Origin of the sequence: Streptomyces sp. Je 1-369, from assembly GCF_026810505.1 — a bacterium.
Lineage (GTDB): Bacteria > Actinomycetota > Actinomycetes > Streptomycetales > Streptomycetaceae > Streptomyces.
The window spans coordinates 7698995-7715001 of record NZ_CP101750.1 but is presented as its reverse complement, the minus strand read 5'-3'; the positions used below and the strand labels follow the sequence as shown (position 1 = coordinate 7715001).

The following is a 16007-nucleotide window of genomic DNA, read 5'->3' as shown; positions in this document are numbered from 1 at the left end:
CGAGTCGTGGGCACGACAGGGGGTGGAGGTCAGAGTGGCAGTTCCGTCACTTTGCCCTCCGCCACCTCCAGGCGGCGGGTCACGCGGACCGCGTCCAGCATCCTGCGGTCGTGCGTGACCAGGAGCAGGGTGCCCTCGTAGGCGTCCAGGGCCGTCTCCAGCTGCTCGATCGCGGGCAGGTCCAGGTGGTTCGTCGGCTCGTCGAGGACGAGCAGGTTGACGCCCCGGCCCTGGAGCAGCGCGAGGCCCGCGCGGGTCCGCTCGCCGGGTGACAGCGTCACCGCCGAGCGCAGCACGTGTTCCGCCTTCAGGCCGAACTTGGCGAGCAGCGTGCGGACTTCGGCGGGTTCGGTGTCCGGGACGGCCGCGCAGAACGCGTCCAGCAGGGACTCCTCGCCGTGGAAGAGGGCGCGTGCCTGGTCGACCTCGCCGACCAGGACCCCCGAGCCGAGCGCGGCGTGGCCCTCGGTCAGCGGGACGCGGCCCAGGAGCGCGGCGAGCAGCGTCGACTTGCCCGAGCCGTTGGCGCCGGTGATCGCCACGCGGTCCGCCCAGTCGATCTGCAGGGTGACCGGGCCGAGCGTGAACGCGCCCCGCTGGACCTCCGCGTCGCGCAGGCTCGCGACGACCGCGCCGGAGCGGGGTGCGGCGGCGATCTCCATCCGCAGCTCCCACTCCTTGCGGGGCTCCTCGACGACGTCCAGGCGCTCGATCATGCGCTGCGTCTGGCGGGCCTTCGCCGCCTGCTTCTCGCTGGCGTCGCTGCGGAAGTTCCGGCCGATCTTGTCGTTGTCGCCGCCGCCCGATTTGGCCTTGCGGCGGGCGTTCTTGACGCCCTTGTCGGCCCAGGAGCGCTGCATCTGGGCGCGGCCCTGGAGTGCGGCCTTCTTGTCGGCGAACTCCTCGTACTCCTCGCGGGCGTGCCGCCGGGAGGTGTCGCGCTCCTCCAGGTATGCGTCGTAGCCGCCGCCGTAGAGGTTGATCTGCTGCTGGGCCAGGTCGAGTTCGAGGACCTTGGTGACGGTGCGGGTCAGGAACTCGCGGTCGTGACTGACGACGACCGTGCCGGCGCGCAGGCCCCGCACGAAGCTCTCCAGGCGTTCCAGGCCCGCGAGGTCGAGGTCGTTGGTCGGCTCGTCCAGGAGGAACACGTCGTAGCGGGAGAGGAGCAGGGAGGCGAGTCCGGCGCGGGCGGCCTGGCCTCCCGAGAGCGAGGTCATCGGCTGGTCCAGGCTCACGGCGAGCCCGAGCGAGTCGGCGGTCTCCTCGGCGCGCTCGTCGAGGTCCGCGCCGCCGAGCGCGAGCCAGCGCTCCAGGCTGCCCGCGTACGCGTCGTCCGCGCCGGGGGCCCCGTCGACCAGGGCCTGGGTGTCCCGCTCCATGACGCGCTGCGCCTCGGCGACGCCGGTGCGGCGGGCCAGGAACGCGCGGATGGTCTCACCGGGGCGGCGGTCCGGCTCCTGTGGAAGGTGCCCCACGGAGGCGGCGGCGGGTGACAGCCTCAGCTCACCCCCTTCGGGGGCGTCAAGACCGGCGAGCAGCCTCAGCAGGGTGGACTTGCCCGCTCCGTTGGCACCGACGAGACCGATGACGTCCCCGGGGGCGACGACGAGGTCGAGCCCGGCGAACAGCGTGCGGTCGCCGTGGCCGGCGGCGAGATCTTTGGCGACGAGGGTTGCGGTCATCAGGGGGCAATTGTAGGTCGGCGGGATCAGGCGGGTCGCCGTGGTCGTGGTCGGTGCCGGTGGCTTCGGCCGTTGCGGGGCGTCGCGCGTGCGAACGGGTGGGTGTGTGGGAAGGCTCCGCCGCGGAGCGGCGGCTTGGGTACTTGTTACCCCGGCAGGGCCGACGTAGGGGTGACCAGGACATGCGTTGAGGTTCGGGCCACCACGTACGACGTGCCCTTTGTGGTTCTGGGGGCCAGGGGGACCTGGTGGTGGCCCGGCTCGAGGACCTCGTCGAAGACTTCGTGGATGTGGGTGCGGGACAGGCGGTCCATCCGGTACGCCGTGAGTTGGACCCGGCACGTCGAGGTGACTTCGAGCTCCGCCGAGCGGGGCCCGGCGGCGAGGCGGGTGAGGCGGCGCTGTTCCTGGGGGCTGCGGTCCAGCGCGTCCTCGATCTGGGCGACCAGGAGCGGGATGATCGGGGCGAGGCCGTCCACGTAGGCGACGGGAACGTCCGCGGTGTCGAAGGCGGACCGGACGGAGCGCCGGGTCGCCTCGGGCACCGTGGGACCGAAGGCCACCGCCCCGTACGTGCGGAGCTCGTCGGCCGGCACCCCCGTCGCGTCCGCCGCGATCTCCGCGCCGACACCGATCGTCCGCAGCGCGGCGGCCAGCTTCGCGAGGGTCGACACGCGGGCGCCGATCAGGAGGACCCTGCGCCGGTTCTGCGCGTCGCCCTCGGCGAGCAACTGCCCGAGTGCCGCCCGGTACTCGTCGCCGCGGAAGCGGAAGGGCCCTATGCCGTGGTAGCCGTTGAGCTCCAGGTCGGCCCGTTCCGACGTCTGCCAGGCGAAGTCGCGCCAGACGAAGTCGTCGCTGCCGTCGGCGCACTTCTCGATCACCGCGGTGACCGCGCCGCAATCCAGGCCCTCGCACTCGGGGCAGCCGTATATGACGTAGCGCCCCTCCTCCAGCGGCGCCTGCGCCTCCAGGAGCAGCCTCCGTACGTGCGTGGTGAAGATGGCCGGCGGAATGTCGGAGGCCAGCGGCGACACCGCGTCGAGGTCGGAGAGCTGGAAGAGGAGGGGGCGGCCGTTGACGATGAAGTCGACGAAATCGCGGTGCACTTGGTAGTCACCGTTGGCGAGAACCCCACCGGCGCGGATGGCCGGTGCCAGACCGAAGGTCGCGTACTCGGCAGACATGCTGTGAGTATCCCCACCTGACGGCTGATGTGAGCACGGCATCGCACATTCCGATACCGGGTGCCCGTGGGGTCGTCGGGCGCAGCACCGCCGTGTACGGGGGTCTTGCGGCGCGGAGCGTGCTCGTCGGCGTACGCATGGTCGAGGGCGTACCTGCCGAGACCGGTCTGGACGGCGTCGTCGCGCGGTGTGGCCCAGGAGGAGGCGCCGCCCGATGGGCGCCGCCTCCTGGGGCCGCCGGTCAGCGGGGAGCGACCGGGTCGTTGTCCTTCTCGGGGCCGTCGCCGTTGTCGTCGCTGGCGGGGCCGATCTGGAGCTCGAAGTCACCGTCGTGGTGCTCGTGGCCGGCGATGACGGCCTTCTCCAGGACCTCCGTGCCGTGCTCGCCGCGCACGATCAGCGGGTCGTGGCGCAGATCCCGCATGAGGGCCACGCACATGCCGATCATCACGATGGTGAAGGGCGCGGCGACCAGGATCGTGAGGTTGCGCAGGCCGGTGAGCGCGTCGTCGTTGCCGTCGCCGATGAGCAGCATGACCGCGCCGACGGCGCCGGTCACGATGCCCCAGAAGATCACGACGAACCGGCCCGGTTCCAGAGCGCCCTTCTGGGAGAGCGTGCCCATGACGATGGACGCGGCGTCGGCTCCTGAGACGAAGAAGATGCCTACGAGGATCATCACCAGCAGGCTGGTCACGGTGGCGATCGGGTACTCGTTCAGGAGGCCGAAGAGCTGGGCCTCCTGGGTCGTGTCGCCCTTGAGCCCGCCGCGGTCGGCGACCGTCATGGCGCTGCCGCCGAAGACCGCGAACCAGATGAGGCTGACGGTGCTGGGCACCAGGATGACGCCGCCGACGAACTGACGGATCGTGCGGCCGCGGCTGATGCGCGCGATGAACATGCCGACGAAGGGCGTCCAGGAGATCCACCAGGCCCAGTAGAAGACCGTCCAGCTGCTCAGCCAGTCCGCGACGCCCTCACCACTGGACGCCTCGGTGCGGCCGATGAGCTGCGGCAGGTCGTTGAGGTAGGCGCCGATGGAGGTGGGCACCATGTCGAGGATGATGACGGTGGGGCCCGCGATGAAGACGAAGAGGACCAGCAGCCCCGCGAGCACCATGTTGATGTTGGAGAGCCACTGCACGCCCTTCTCCACACCGGAGATGGCGGACGCCACGAAGGCCAGGGTCAGTACGGCGATGATCGTGACGAGCAGGCCGGTGCCCGCCTTGTCCATCCAGTCGACCTCTTCCATGCCGCTGCCGATCTGCAGGGCGCCGAGGCCCAGCGAGGCGGCCGAGCCGAAGAGCGTGGCGAAGATGGCCAGGATGTCGATGACCCGGCCCCACGCGCCGCGTGCGTGCTTCTTGCCGATGAGCGGCTCGAAGACGGCGCTGATGGTCTGGCGCCGGTTGCGGCGGAAGGTGCTGTACGCGATGGCGAGGCCCACGACCGCGTAGATCGCCCACGGGTGGAGCGTCCAGTGGAAGAGGGTGGTGGCCATCGCGGTCTCCATGGCCGCGGGCGCGTCCGACGGGTCGGTGCCCGGCGGATGGTCCTTGAAGTGGGCCAAGGGCTCGCTCACGCCGTAGAACATCAGGCCGATGCCCATACCGGCGCTGAACATCATGGCGACCCAGGAGACGGTACGGAACTCCGGGTCCTCGCCCTCCTTTCCGAGGGTGATCTTTCCGTACCGGCTGACGGCCAGCCAGAGCGCGAAGACGACGAACCCCGTGGCGGTCAGCATGAAGAACCAACCGCCGTTGTGCATCAGACCGTTGAGCATGTCCGTGGAGACATTCTCGAGCGAGTCCGTCGACACCGCGCCCCAGACCACGAACGCGAGGGTGAGCACGGCGGTGACGCCGAACACCACCCGGTCCGTCTGCGGGGATCGGCCGCCGTGGGCGGGCGCCATGATCTCCGACGCCCCTCCCCCGTCGTCCGCTTTATGCTGATCCTGCGTCACAAGTGACACCTTTCAGGGGGTCGGTATTGAGTCGAGAGTTTGTTCTCCGTTACCCCCTACCACATGTGACGTACCTCTCACCTTCTCAACAGGCCATGTCGGGCCGAGCTGTGACCATGTGATACGGCGCACGCTCGTCGAGCAGCAGCGGCACGAGGGCCCGCGCGGACTGCCGCAGGGGAACATATGCGCCAGCTTTCGTGCGCTTCACGGTGACGCCGTGCAGGGCCAGTTCGTCCTTGATGTCGCGGTACTGCGCGGTGTCCAGGCGGTATCCGCAGGGCGGGTCCTGGATGATCTCGGCGGGCTCGGCCGGGTCGTTGTCCGCGCCGCCGATGTAGACCGGACCGCGGTCGAGGAAACCCTCCGCGCGGGCCGCGCCGGTGGCCGCCTCCAGCCTTCCGCGGCGTTCGGCCGTGAAGTCGAGCAGGCCGCCGAGCGCGGAGCGTTGGGAGCTGACGCGGCGCCGGTTGTTGAGCGCCTCGTCCTTCTTCTCGGCGTCCGTGAGGGGGTCGACGCGGCTCTCGATCAGCAGCCCGGCGGCGTGCTTGATGCCGGACATGTTGCGCAGGATGCGCTCCTGTCCGTCGCCCGCGGTCTGCTTGACGGGGTCGCCGGTGACGGGGTCGGTCCAGATGCCGTACGTGCCCGTGGTGTACCCGTCGTGCTCGGCGGCCGGCCGCACGTACGCCTTGGACAGCGTCTGCGCCTCCCCGTGCACGGCCTCGTCGGTGTTGAGGTTGCGCGGCCAGAGGTCGAACAGGTCCTTGTCGTAGTACTTGGGTGTGGCGCCGTACTCGTGCAGGTCGTAGATGACGTCGGGGTCGCGGTCCCGGATCACCGCGGCCATGGCGCGCGCCTCGGCGGTCTTGAGGGCGAGGTGGTCGCGGTTGATGTCGACGCCGTCGGAGTTGCCGCGGGTGTCGGCGGCGCGCCCGTCGGGGTTGGCGGTCGGCACGACGAGGAGCGTGGTGCGGCTGAGGAAGCGTTTCGTCTTCTTGTCCTTCGCGTACGCCAGGTCACGGATCGTGGACAGACAGGCCTCGCGGCCCGAGGGTTCGTCGCCGTGCTGGCTGCAGATCAGCAGCACGGTGTTCCTCGTCGGGCGTTCGCCGATGCGGACCAGTTGGACGGGGCGGTCCTTCTTGGTGGTGCCGATGCGGTCGACGGAGACCCGCTCGGTGGCGCGGTCCACGGTGGCGAGCAGGTCCTGTTCCTCGGGCTGCGTGGTCCAGCGCGCTCCGTTCGTCTCCTCGAATCCGGTACGGGGCGGGGTCGGTGTCGCCTGCGCGGGCGCCGTCAGGAGCGGCGCGGCGAGCGCGGCGGTGGCGCAGACGAGCGCGAGGGAGCGGATGCGCGGTGTCATGAAGTGCTGCCTCCCGGGACGGGGTTGATGCGGCGCGGCGGGGCCACGCCGTCGAGTCGGGCTTCTCGGGGAGTGACGGATGCGGAGGTGGTGAACGCTCCGGCGCCGCCCACCAGGGGCAGTTTCGCCGAGGTGCGGGCCAGGTCGAGGGCGAGCGTCGGGGTGTCGGCGGGGGGTTCGATCAGATTGCGGTCGGTGCCCGCCACGATCAGGGCGAGTCGGTGACCCTTGGGCACGATGTGGTCGGTGGCGGCGAGGTCGAGGGTGATGGTGTGCGGCTTGCCCGGGGTGAGGGGGCGGCCGTGGCGGGCGTCGGCCCAGTTGCCGAGGTCGGCCCAGCCCCGGCTGAAGATCGTGTAGTCGACGTCGGCGGTCTTGGCGCGCGTCTCCTTGAAGCAGGAGCTGTCACCCGTGGTGCTCGCTCCCCAGCACGTGCGTTCGGGAAGGGTGGTGATGCCCTCGCCGGCGGCGGCGTAGTCGCGGATGGTGTCGGGGCCGAGGTCGACGAGGACCGCGGAGAGGTGCGCGGTGCGGGTCGTCGGGGTCGCGGTGACGGTGACCCGGGAGGAGCCGGAGAGTCGCAGGTCACGGGCGAGCGGCCGACTGGTGAAGCCCGCCTTGGACGGTGTCGACATGTCGATGTTCTCGGCCCATGCGGTCTCGCTCAGGCGCGGGTCGTCGGTGAACGTCTCGGTGCCCTTGCCGCGCCGGGTGCCGAGGGTGCCGACGCCGGGCTCCGTGCCCTTGGCGGGGCGGAGTTCGACGGCGCGGGTGCCGCGCGGCGGCCAGACGCGGTCGGTGCTCCAGCGGTCCGGGGCGCGCTCGATGTCGGCCATCGGCTCGCGGTCGACTCCGTTGTCGTAGCCGAGGAGTTCGTGGTCGAACCAGCGGTGCAGGGTGCGGACCCAGTCGGCGCGGCGGAAGTCGAACGGGTCGACGTGTCCTGCCTGGCTGAGCCAGATCTTGCGGTCCACGCCGTTCGCGGCGAGCGCGTCCCACCACTGGCCGAAGTGCTTGGTGCGGACGTTGAGGTCCTGCATGCCGTGGACGACGAAGACGCTGGCGCGCACCCGGTCGGCGTCCGGGACGTGGTCGCGCTCGCTCCACAAGGGAGTCCAGTCGCCCGTGCGGGGCGCCCCTTCGATGAGGCGCTGCTTCACGGCGCCGCAGCGTGCGCGGGCCTCGGGGCTCTCGATGCCGCTCGCGAGGCGGTCGGGGCCGCTGCCGTACAGCGGGGCGCCCTTGGCGAAGTAGTAGTCGTACCAGGAGGAGATCGCGCCGATCGGCACGATCGTCTTGAGACCCGGGACTCCGGTGGCGGCGACGCCCTGCGCCACGGTCCCGTCGTAGCTCTTGCCGATCATTCCGGTGGCGCCGTTGGTCCAGGCGGCCTTCGTCCGCTCGGTCCCGGTGCGGCTGGTGTAGCCGCGGGCGCGGCCGTTCAGCCAGTCGACGACGGCTTTCGCGGACTGGACGTCGGAGCGGCCGCCGACGTCGACGCAGCCGTCGGAGCGGTTGGTGCCCGCGAGGTCCACGGCGACGTAGCCGTAGCCGCGGGGCACGAAGTAGTTGTCGTAGTACAGCGGGAGCTGGACGGGGTTGCCGTCCGCGTCGTACGTCTTCTTCTGGCTCTCGTTGCCGCGGCCGCAGCACGAGTAGTAAGGGCTCGCGTCCATGATCACGGGTATGCGGCGGCCCTGGCGGTCGAGTTCACGGGGTCGGACGATGTCGACGGCGACGCGGTCGGTCTTCCCGTCCGCGTCGCCGTCGATCCTGGTGTCGACCCATACGGATTCGCGGATCGCGTCCTCGTACGAGTACACGGGTCTGCTCTCGCGCGGTGTGCGCGAGGCTTCGGCGGCGCCCTGCGCCGCGCCCGGGGACATGAGGCCGGCGATCAGGGCGGCAAGGGCCGCCGTCAGGAGCGTTCTCCACAGGACGCGGGTGCGTCGCGCACGTATCGGCATGGCGCGGAAGGTACACCGGTGAACTCGCGTGCGACAGAGGGCCGCACGCAGCGACGACAGGTGCATGGGACATTGAGGCACATGTCGGCCGAATGGCAATCGTGTGACGGGAGGGGCCATGGACATGACGTATGCGGAAGGGGCTGAATAGGCTCGTCGACCAAGACGAACACATGTTGTGCCCCTACGACTTGGAGCTCTTGTGCACCGCAGACTCATCGCCCCGGGCGCTCTGGCGGCCTCTCTCCTGCTGGCGATCCCGGCATCGGCGGCCGATTTCTCCCCCGGGGCCCCGGGCATCGGCGACCCCTATTACCCGGCGAGCGGCAACGGCGGATACGACGTCTCCCACTACGACCTGCGGCTGAAGTACCAGCCCAAGACCGACCTGCTCGAAGGCACGGCGACGCTCAACGCCCGCACCACGCAGGACCTCTCGCGCTTCAACCTCGACTTCGGCCTGAAGGTCTCCGAGGTGCGGGTCAACGGCAAGAAGGCGAAGTTCAAGAAGACCGGCGACCAGGAGCTGGAGATCACGCCGTCGGCCGGGCTGCCCAAGGGCACGCCGGTCACGGTCGTCGTGCGGTACGCGGGCAAGCCGTCCGAGCTGAAGATCAACGGTTACACGGCGTGGCACCGGACGCCGGACGGCGGTGTCGCGGCGCAGGAGCCGGAGGCCGCCGTGTGGTGGTTCCCGTCCAACGACCACCCGCTCGACAAGGCGACGTACGACGTGTCCGTCTCGGTGCCCGACGGCACCCAGGCGATCTCCAACGGCGTGCTCCAGTCGCAGAGTTCCAAGCTCGGCTGGACCCGCTACAGCTGGCGGTCGAACAAGCCGCAGGCCAGCTACCTCGCGACGCTCGCGGTCGGCAAGTTCGACATCACGACCGACAAGACGGAGGGCGGCCTTCCCGTCCTCAACGCGTACAGCAAGGACCTGGGCGACAACGCGGGCGCGGCGCGGGCCAGCATCGAGCGGACCACCGAGGTCGCCGAATGGCTGGAGACGCTCTACGGCAAGTACCCGTTCAACGCGCTCGGCGGCTACGTCCCGAACGTGAAGAGCAGCTACGCCCTGGAGACCCAGACCCGGCCCTTCTACAGCCCCGCCGCGTTCGCCAACGGCTCCAACGCCTCCATCGTCGTCCACGAGCTGGCCCATCAGTGGTACGGCGACAGCGTCTCCGTGGACGGCTGGAAGGACATCTGGGTCAACGAGGGCTTCGCCCGCTACAGCCAGTGGCTGTGGTCGGAGAAGGAGGGCGAGGGCACGGCTCAGGAGCTCGCGGACTACGTGTACGCCCAGCACCCCGCCGACGACCCGTTCTGGAAGGTCAAGCCGGGCGACCCGGGCCCGGACAACCAGTTCCACGGCGCGGTGTACGACCGGGGCGCGGTCGCCCTCCAGGCCCTGCGCAACGAGGTCGGCGACGACACGTTCTTCGAGATCCTGAAGGGCTGGCCGCAGAAGCACGCGTACGGCAACGCCAAGGTGAGCGACTTCGTGAAGTACGCGGAGAAGGTCTCCGGCAAGCCGCTCGCGGAGCTCTTCGACACGTGGCTCTACCAGCCGTCGCGGCCCGCGGCGCCCGCGGTGCGCGAGGCCGGCATCGCCCGCTCGGGGGCCGCCCCGGCCAAGCCGAACTCGTGGAAGCAGATCGCGGCGACGAACGGCGTGCACGACCACGGACACGATCACGACCACTGACGATGCCCAGCGCCGCGCCGTCGGGGGGCTGACTCCCGGCGGCGCGGTGGCGCGCTTGTTCCTCGGCAGGCCTCAGCGTGCCCTCAGCGCGCCTCGGCGTACGTCTCCAGGATGACGTTGAGGACCGCGTCCGGTTCCCGCACCGTCGGGAAGTGGTCGCTGTGCGCGAGCCGCACCACCCGGCAGCCCGGAATGCGCCGCGCCATGCTCTCGTTCAGTTGGACCACCTCGGGCTGGTCGCGTTCCCCGATGACGAGGGTGCAGGGGACGTCGAGCTCGCCGAGCCGGTCGTACGCGGGCGGGTCGGGCACGTGGTGCGGATGCACGGCGAACCATGCCGGGACCACCGCCTTGAGCAGCGCCGTCACCTCGGGGTCTGCGCCGGTGCCCGCCGCCGCGGAGACGCGCCGCATCATCGTCACGATGCCGTCCACGTCGCCCGCCTGGGCGCGTCGGCCGACCTCGGCCATGAACTCGGGCGGGAGGAGCTCCTCGGCGCCGGTGACGCCCGGGACGATCAGGGCGAGGCTCGCCACCCGGGCGGGGTCGCGGAGCGCCAGGCTGATCGCGGTCGCCCCGCCCATGCTGGACGCCGCGAGGACCGCCCGGCCCACGCCGTAGTGGTCCAGGACGGCGATCAGGTCCTCGACCAGCGAGAACGGGGCGGTGGGGGCGGGCGACCTGCCGTACCCCCGCGCGTCGTAGTGGATCACCCGGTGCCGCTCCGTGAGGCGCGGCAGGATGCCGTCCCAGACGCGGGAGTCGCCCACGCCCGGGTGCAGAAGGATCAGAGGGAGGCTCGCGCCGCCCGTGCCGCTCGGTTCACCCGAGTCGTGCGACCACAGTTCGCCGTCCTTGACCGAGACCATGACGTCCATGCCTGCGAGTCTCGGGGTGCGACGTCAGGGCCGCCAGTGGTGGCGGGGGACGAGGGCGTGAATCCGTACGCCTAGCGGCCAAAACCCGATGGATCGGTGCCGGGATCGGCGGAAGGCTCGGTTCTCGGCGTCGCACCCGGTCCCGCCGCAGGTCCCGTGAGCGGGTCGGCCGCGACGCGTCCCGCCACTTCGGAGGCCCATTCGGAGATCTGGCGGCGCAGCTCGGCCTCGGCCTCGGCGCGCTCCGCCTCTCCCCTGGCCTGCCCGGTGGCCGGCTGCCCCGCGCCGTCCCACGGCCCGTCCGCGTGCGCCTGGGAGAACAGCGTCGTGTCCGTTCGCCGTCGGCTGCCGGGCGGGGCCGGGTCCGTGAAGGCGGGGCCTGGCACGGCGACCGGCACGAAGGCGGGGGCGGGCAGGAGGACGCGCTCCATGCGGAGCAGGAGACGTGCGGCGAGGACACGGATGAACTGCATGACGGGGCTCTACCCGCTCATCCGTGCACAACAACGCACACATGCAGGTCAGTTGTCCGCAGAGCCCTTGCCCCGGCCCTCGCACCCGGGTGAGACGACCTCGGCCGCCCGCGGTCCGCCTCAGTCCCCGAAGTCGTACACCGTCACCGCGACCCCCCGCGCCCCCAGGCGCTCGGCTATCAGCGGCTCGACGCGGGACCACTTGCCGCCCGCGAGTCCGCAGCCGATGCGCGGCATGTGCACGGAGGCGCCGAGCTCCTCGGCCTTGTCGGCGAGGGTGGCCAGGGCGGTGTCAGCCCCCGAGGTCGTTGCAGACATGGGCGATCAGCTTGGGGCCCTTGCCGAACGGCGCGGTGGCGTCACCTCGGACATACGTGATCTCCGACATGACGCCACCGTACGGGCTGCCACTGACAGTGGCGGTGGGGCGGGCAGGGGGGCGGTACCGGCTATCGGTCCTGCGGCACCTTGAGGCTGTCGGGCTGACGCCCGACCCGGCGCCGGACGCCGAACCAGCCCGCGACGAGGGCGAGGCCGACGACCGGGATGAGGAAGAGCGTCTTGCGGCCGACCTCGGCGTCCTTCCACATCAGGCAGAGGACGGCGAGCAGGAACGCGATGGTCACGTACTCGGTGACACCGCTGAACGGGAGCTGGAACTTCGGCCGGGTGACCTCGCCGCGCTTCGCGCTGCGCACGAAGGCCAGGTGGCAGACCATGATCGTGATCCAGGTGCCGATGATGCCGAGCGAGGCCACGTTCAGGACGATCTCGAAGGCCTTGCCCGGGACCACCTTGTTGAGGCCGACGCCGACGACGCCGAGGGACGCGGTGAGCAGGATGCCGCCGTAGGGGACCTGGTTGCGGTTCATCTTGGCGGTGAACTTCGGGGCGGAGCCCGACATCGCCATGGAGCGCAGGATGCGGCCGGTGGAGTACAGGCCGGAGTTGAGCGAGGACATGGCGGCCGTGAGGACCACGAAGTTCATGACGTCGCCCGCGGCCGGCACGCCGATCTTGGAGAGGACCGTCACGAACGGGCTCTGGTCGGCCGTGTACATGACGCCGGGCAGCAGCAGCGCGAGCAGCACCACGGAGCCGACGTAGAAGAGGCCGACGCGCCACATGATCGAGTTCACCGCGCGCGGGACGATCTTGTGCGGCTCCTTGGTCTCGCCCGCCGCGACACCGACGAGCTCCAGCGAGGCGTACGCGAAGACGACGCCCTGCATGACGATCACGACCGGCATCAGGCCGTTCGGCATGAGGCCACCGTGGTCGGTGATCATGTTGAGGCCGGGCGTCTCGCCGCCCACCTTGTGCTGGCTGGCGAGCAGCCAGATACCAATGATCATGAAGGCGCTCAGTGCGGCGACCTTGATGATCGAGAACCAGAACTCCATCTCGCCGAAGTACTTCACCGAGACGAGGTTCACCGCGAGCACGATCGCGAGGGCGATCAGCGCAAGGACCCACTGGGGTATGTCGGTGAAGAAGCTCCAGTAGTGCGTGTAGAGCGCGATCGCCGTGATGTCGGCGATGCAGGTGGTCGACCAGTTGAGGAAGTACATCCAACCGGCGAAGAACGCGCCCTTCTCACCGAGGAACTCACGCGCGTACGAGACGAACGAACCCGACGACGGCCGGTAGAGGACCATCTCGCCGAGCGCCCTGACGACGAAGAACGCGAAGATGCCGCACACGAGGTAGGCAAGGGCGAGCGCGGGGCCCGCCGAATGGAGGCGGCCGCCCGCCCCCAGGAAGAGGCCGGTGCCGATCGCGCCACCGATCGCGATCATGTTGACGTGACGGGCCTTGAGGTCCTTGCTGTATCCGGCGTCGCCCGCGTCCGCGGGGGCCTGGGTCGCATCCGTGCGGGGTGCGTCCACGATGGCCGAATCTACGGCTTCCTTGCTCACGTGGTGGATCTACTCTCTGGTGCCCGGAAGAACTCCGGGGTCCGGATGTGCCCCGGCCCGCGCACCCCTGACGCGCGCGGACCGACGGGACACCTTCCCCCAGAGATCGCCCCCCACGCGGTGGCGCACGTCACATAGCGGGACTTCTCACATGCTGGTCAAGGGGTGTACATACCGTCGATGACCTGCATGTACTTGTCACGGATCACCCGGCGGCGCAGCTTCAGGGAGGGCGTCAGCTCGCCCGTGTCGGGTCCCCATTCCTCGGTGAGAAGCCGGTAGCGCTTGATCTGCTCGGTGCGGTTCAGGTGCGCGTTGGCGGCCTCGACCGCGCGCGCCACCTCCGCCCGCACGTCCTCGTGCATGGCCGGATCGCCCTCTACATCGATCCCGCGCGCGGCGGCCCAGGCGGGCGTCATCTCCCGGTCCAGGACGAGCAGCGCCACGAGGTAGGAGCGGCCGTCCCCGTGGACCAGGGCCTGTCCTATGAGGGGGTGCTCCTTGAGCGTGTTCTCGACGAGGGCGGGCGAGACGTTCTTGCCCGTCGACGTCACGATCATTTCCTTCTTGCGGTCGGTGAGCCAGAGGTAGCCGTCCTCGTCGAGCCGCCCGATGTCGCCGGTGGCGAACCAGCCGTCCGCGTCGCGGGCGTCGTCGAGCCCCCCGTCGGGCCGCAGATAGCCGTCGAAGACCGTGGCACCGCGCACGAGGATCTCGCCGTCCTCCGCGATGCGTACGTCGAGGCCCTCCAGGGGGCGGCCCACCGAGCCGAGCCGGAAGCCGTCGGGGCTGTTCGTGGTGACCACTCCGGAGGTCTCGGTGAGCCCCCACGCGTCCATGATCACGAGGCCGAACCCGGCCCAGAAGCGGGAGACGTCCGGCGGCATCGGCGCGGAGGCGCTCGCCGTCCACACGAGCCGGTCGAAGCCGGCCAGTGCGAGCAGCGGGTCGAGGATGTCCCGCCTGGCCTGCTCGTACGCGGACCGCAGCGCTTCGGAGGGCTCCTCGCCCCGCTCCCGGCAGGCCACGTGCGCGCGTGCCGTCTCGTTGGCGGCCTCGATGGCGCGGCGCCGCTCATCGGGCAGCCCGGCGAGCGCCGCCCGTACGGAGGCGGCGAGCTTCTCCCACACGCGCGGGACGCCGAAGAACTGGAAGGGGTGCAGTTCGCGCGCGGTGGCGGCCACGTGGGCGGGGTCGGCGCACAGGTAGACGTGGGCGGCGCGCAGCACCGGCAGGTAGATGCCGAGCAGGCGCTCCGCGATGTGTGCGAAGGGCAGGTAGCAGATGTGGCCCACGTGGTCGGGGAACTCGACGACGCCGTCCAGGGCGATGCCGCCCACGAGGACGTTGCGGTGGGTGAGGCGGACGCCCTTGGGGTCGCCGGTGGTGCCGGAGGTGTAGACGACGGTGAGGGCGTCGGTGGGGCGGTTCTCGCGCCGCCCCTTCTCGAAGGCGTCGGGGTTGAAGAGGCGGCTGCCGGTCGCGTGCAGGGAGCCGTACGTGCGATGCTCGCCCGCTTCGGCGGCCTCCACGACGACGAGACGCTCCAGGGGCGCGGTGTCGTCCGCCAGGAGGGGCTCCCAGCGAGGGCGTTCGCGGGCGCCCTCGACGATCGCGAAGCGGGCCCCGCTGTGCCGGACGATGTGCGCGACCTGTTCGGGGGCCGAGGTGCCGTACACGGTGACGGGGACGGCGCCGAGGTGCACCAGGGCGAGGTCGCTCAGCCAGTGCTCGGGGCGGTTGCCCATCATCATCAGGACGTGTTCGCCGCGCTCGACGCCGAGCGCGGCGTAACCGGCGGCCAGGACGGCGACCTTGCGCCGCGCCTCGCGCCAGGTGAGCGTCGACCACTCGTCCCCCACGCGCCAGGAGAGCGCGGGAAGGTCTCCGTGGTCCTCGGCATTGCGGAGCAGCAGGGCGGGGAGCGTGATGTCGGCAGGGTCTCCGGGGAGTCGCAGGATCGTGGTCATGACCGCCTCCTGGTGCCATCGATTGGGCCGGAGGGTTTCACAACACTGGTGTGCCAGCAATACTGTTGCACCATGACGACCGATACCGAGAGCGTCGCGACCGAGGCCGATGAGCCGACGCTCACGGTCGACGAACTCGCCGCGCGCGCGGGGGTCACGGTCCGCACGATCCGCTTCTACAGCACCAAGGGCCTGCTGCCGCCGCCGGTGATCGGCCCGCGCCGCGTCGGCCACTACGGCCAGGAGCACCTGTCCCGGCTCGCGCTCATCGAGGAGTTGCAGCACCAGGGCATGACGCTCGCCGCGATCGAGCGGTACCTGGAACAGCTGCCGGCCGACCTGAGCGCGCACGATCTGGCCATCCACCGCGCCCTGGTGGCCTCCTGGGCGCCCGACTCGGCGGAGGACGTCCCGCGCGCCGAGCTGGAGCGCAGGGCGGGCCGCACGCTCGACGACGCGGACCTGGAACGGCTCGCGGCGATGGGCGTGGTCGCCGGGACCCCGGCCCCCGGGACGTACCGCGTGGACCTGGGCCTGTTGCGCCTCGGCGTGCAGCTCCTGGACGTGCCCATCGCCCACGAGACGATCCTCGCGGCGCGCACGGTCCTGCTCGACCACACGCGCTCGGCGGCCGGTGAGCTGTCCCGGCTCTTCCGCGACGAGGTGTGGGGGCCCTACCGCGAGCGGGAGTCGGACACCGAGGACGCCGAGCAGGTGGCGGCGATGCGGTCGCTGTCGGCACACATGCAGCCGATGGTGGTGCAGGCGCTGGTGACGGCGTTCCAGCGCTCCCTGAAGGAGGAGCTGAGGGAGTGGCTCAAGGAGGACTGAGCCACCCTTCAGCTGCCGTGATCATGCCCCTCGGCGGGATACGACGCG

At 70.7% G+C, this 16007-nt stretch carries 11 protein-coding genes and 1 pseudogene; 2 read left to right on the top strand and 10 right to left on the bottom strand.

All coding sequences use genetic code 11. The features are described 5' to 3' along the window. Positions 1-29 precede the first annotated feature (29 nt). The 5 genes from NOO62_RS34430 to NOO62_RS34410 all read right to left on the bottom strand — a co-directional run bounded on the left by NOO62_RS34430 (position 30) and on the right by NOO62_RS34410 (position 8177). Positions 30-1685 (bottom strand): ABC-F family ATP-binding cassette domain-containing protein, encoded by a 1656-nt coding sequence (locus NOO62_RS34430; RefSeq protein WP_268774703.1) that lies wholly within the window; start codon positions 1683-1685, stop codon positions 30-32. A 146-nt stretch (positions 1686-1831) separates the two neighbouring features. After that, positions 1832-2872, bottom strand: coding sequence for an oxidoreductase (locus NOO62_RS34425; protein WP_268774702.1), 1041 nt, complete (start codon positions 2870-2872; stop codon positions 1832-1834). Positions 2873-3113: 241 nt separating this feature from the next. Continuing rightward, complete coding sequence (locus tag NOO62_RS34420; protein ID WP_268774701.1) at positions 3114-4793, bottom strand: BCCT family transporter; 1680 nt, start codon at positions 4791-4793, stop codon at positions 3114-3116. A 136-nt stretch (positions 4794-4929) separates the two neighbouring features. Then, a complete protein-coding gene (locus NOO62_RS34415) occupies positions 4930-6210 on the bottom strand; it encodes a M14 family metallocarboxypeptidase (protein ID WP_268774700.1) in 1281 nt (426 codons plus the stop codon). After that, a complete protein-coding gene (locus tag NOO62_RS34410) occupies positions 6207-8177 on the bottom strand; it encodes a Xaa-Pro dipeptidyl-peptidase (RefSeq protein WP_268774699.1) in 1971 nt (656 codons plus the stop codon). The genes NOO62_RS34415 and NOO62_RS34410 overlap by 4 nt, the downstream gene beginning before the upstream one ends. A gap of 202 nt (positions 8178-8379) precedes the next feature. Between NOO62_RS34410 and NOO62_RS34405 the strand changes: the two genes are divergently transcribed. Then, positions 8380-9888 (top strand): M1 family metallopeptidase, encoded by a 1509-nt coding sequence (locus NOO62_RS34405; RefSeq protein ID WP_268774698.1) that lies wholly within the window; start codon positions 8380-8382, stop codon positions 9886-9888. Between the two features lie 83 nt (positions 9889-9971). Here NOO62_RS34405 and NOO62_RS34400 read toward each other — a convergent pair whose 3' ends face one another. The 5 genes and pseudogenes from NOO62_RS34400 to NOO62_RS34380 all read right to left on the bottom strand — a co-directional run bounded on the left by NOO62_RS34400 (position 9972) and on the right by NOO62_RS34380 (position 15128). Next, positions 9972-10766, bottom strand: a complete 795-nt coding sequence (locus NOO62_RS34400; protein ID WP_268774697.1) for an alpha/beta fold hydrolase — start codon at positions 10764-10766, stop codon at positions 9972-9974. A gap of 71 nt (positions 10767-10837) precedes the next feature. Then, positions 10838-11239 (bottom strand): hypothetical protein, encoded by a 402-nt coding sequence (locus NOO62_RS34395; RefSeq protein WP_268774696.1) that lies wholly within the window; start codon positions 11237-11239, stop codon positions 10838-10840. 120 nt (positions 11240-11359) lie between these two features. Next, positions 11360-11627 (bottom strand): annotated as a pseudogene (locus NOO62_RS34390) (hypothetical protein). A gap of 61 nt (positions 11628-11688) precedes the next feature. After that, entirely contained in the window at positions 11689-13158 is a 1470-nt protein-coding gene (locus tag NOO62_RS34385) for an amino acid permease (protein WP_268774695.1), read from the bottom strand. A 158-nt stretch (positions 13159-13316) separates the two neighbouring features. Then, positions 13317-15128 (bottom strand): AMP-dependent synthetase/ligase, encoded by a 1812-nt coding sequence (locus NOO62_RS34380; RefSeq protein ID WP_268774694.1) that lies wholly within the window; start codon positions 15126-15128, stop codon positions 13317-13319. Positions 15129-15200: 72 nt separating this feature from the next. Here NOO62_RS34380 and NOO62_RS34375 point away from each other — a divergent pair, with 72 nt between their 5' ends. Next, positions 15201-15959, top strand: coding sequence for a MerR family transcriptional regulator (locus tag NOO62_RS34375; protein ID WP_268774693.1), 759 nt, complete (start codon positions 15201-15203; stop codon positions 15957-15959). The last annotated feature ends 48 nt before the right edge of the window (positions 15960-16007 follow it).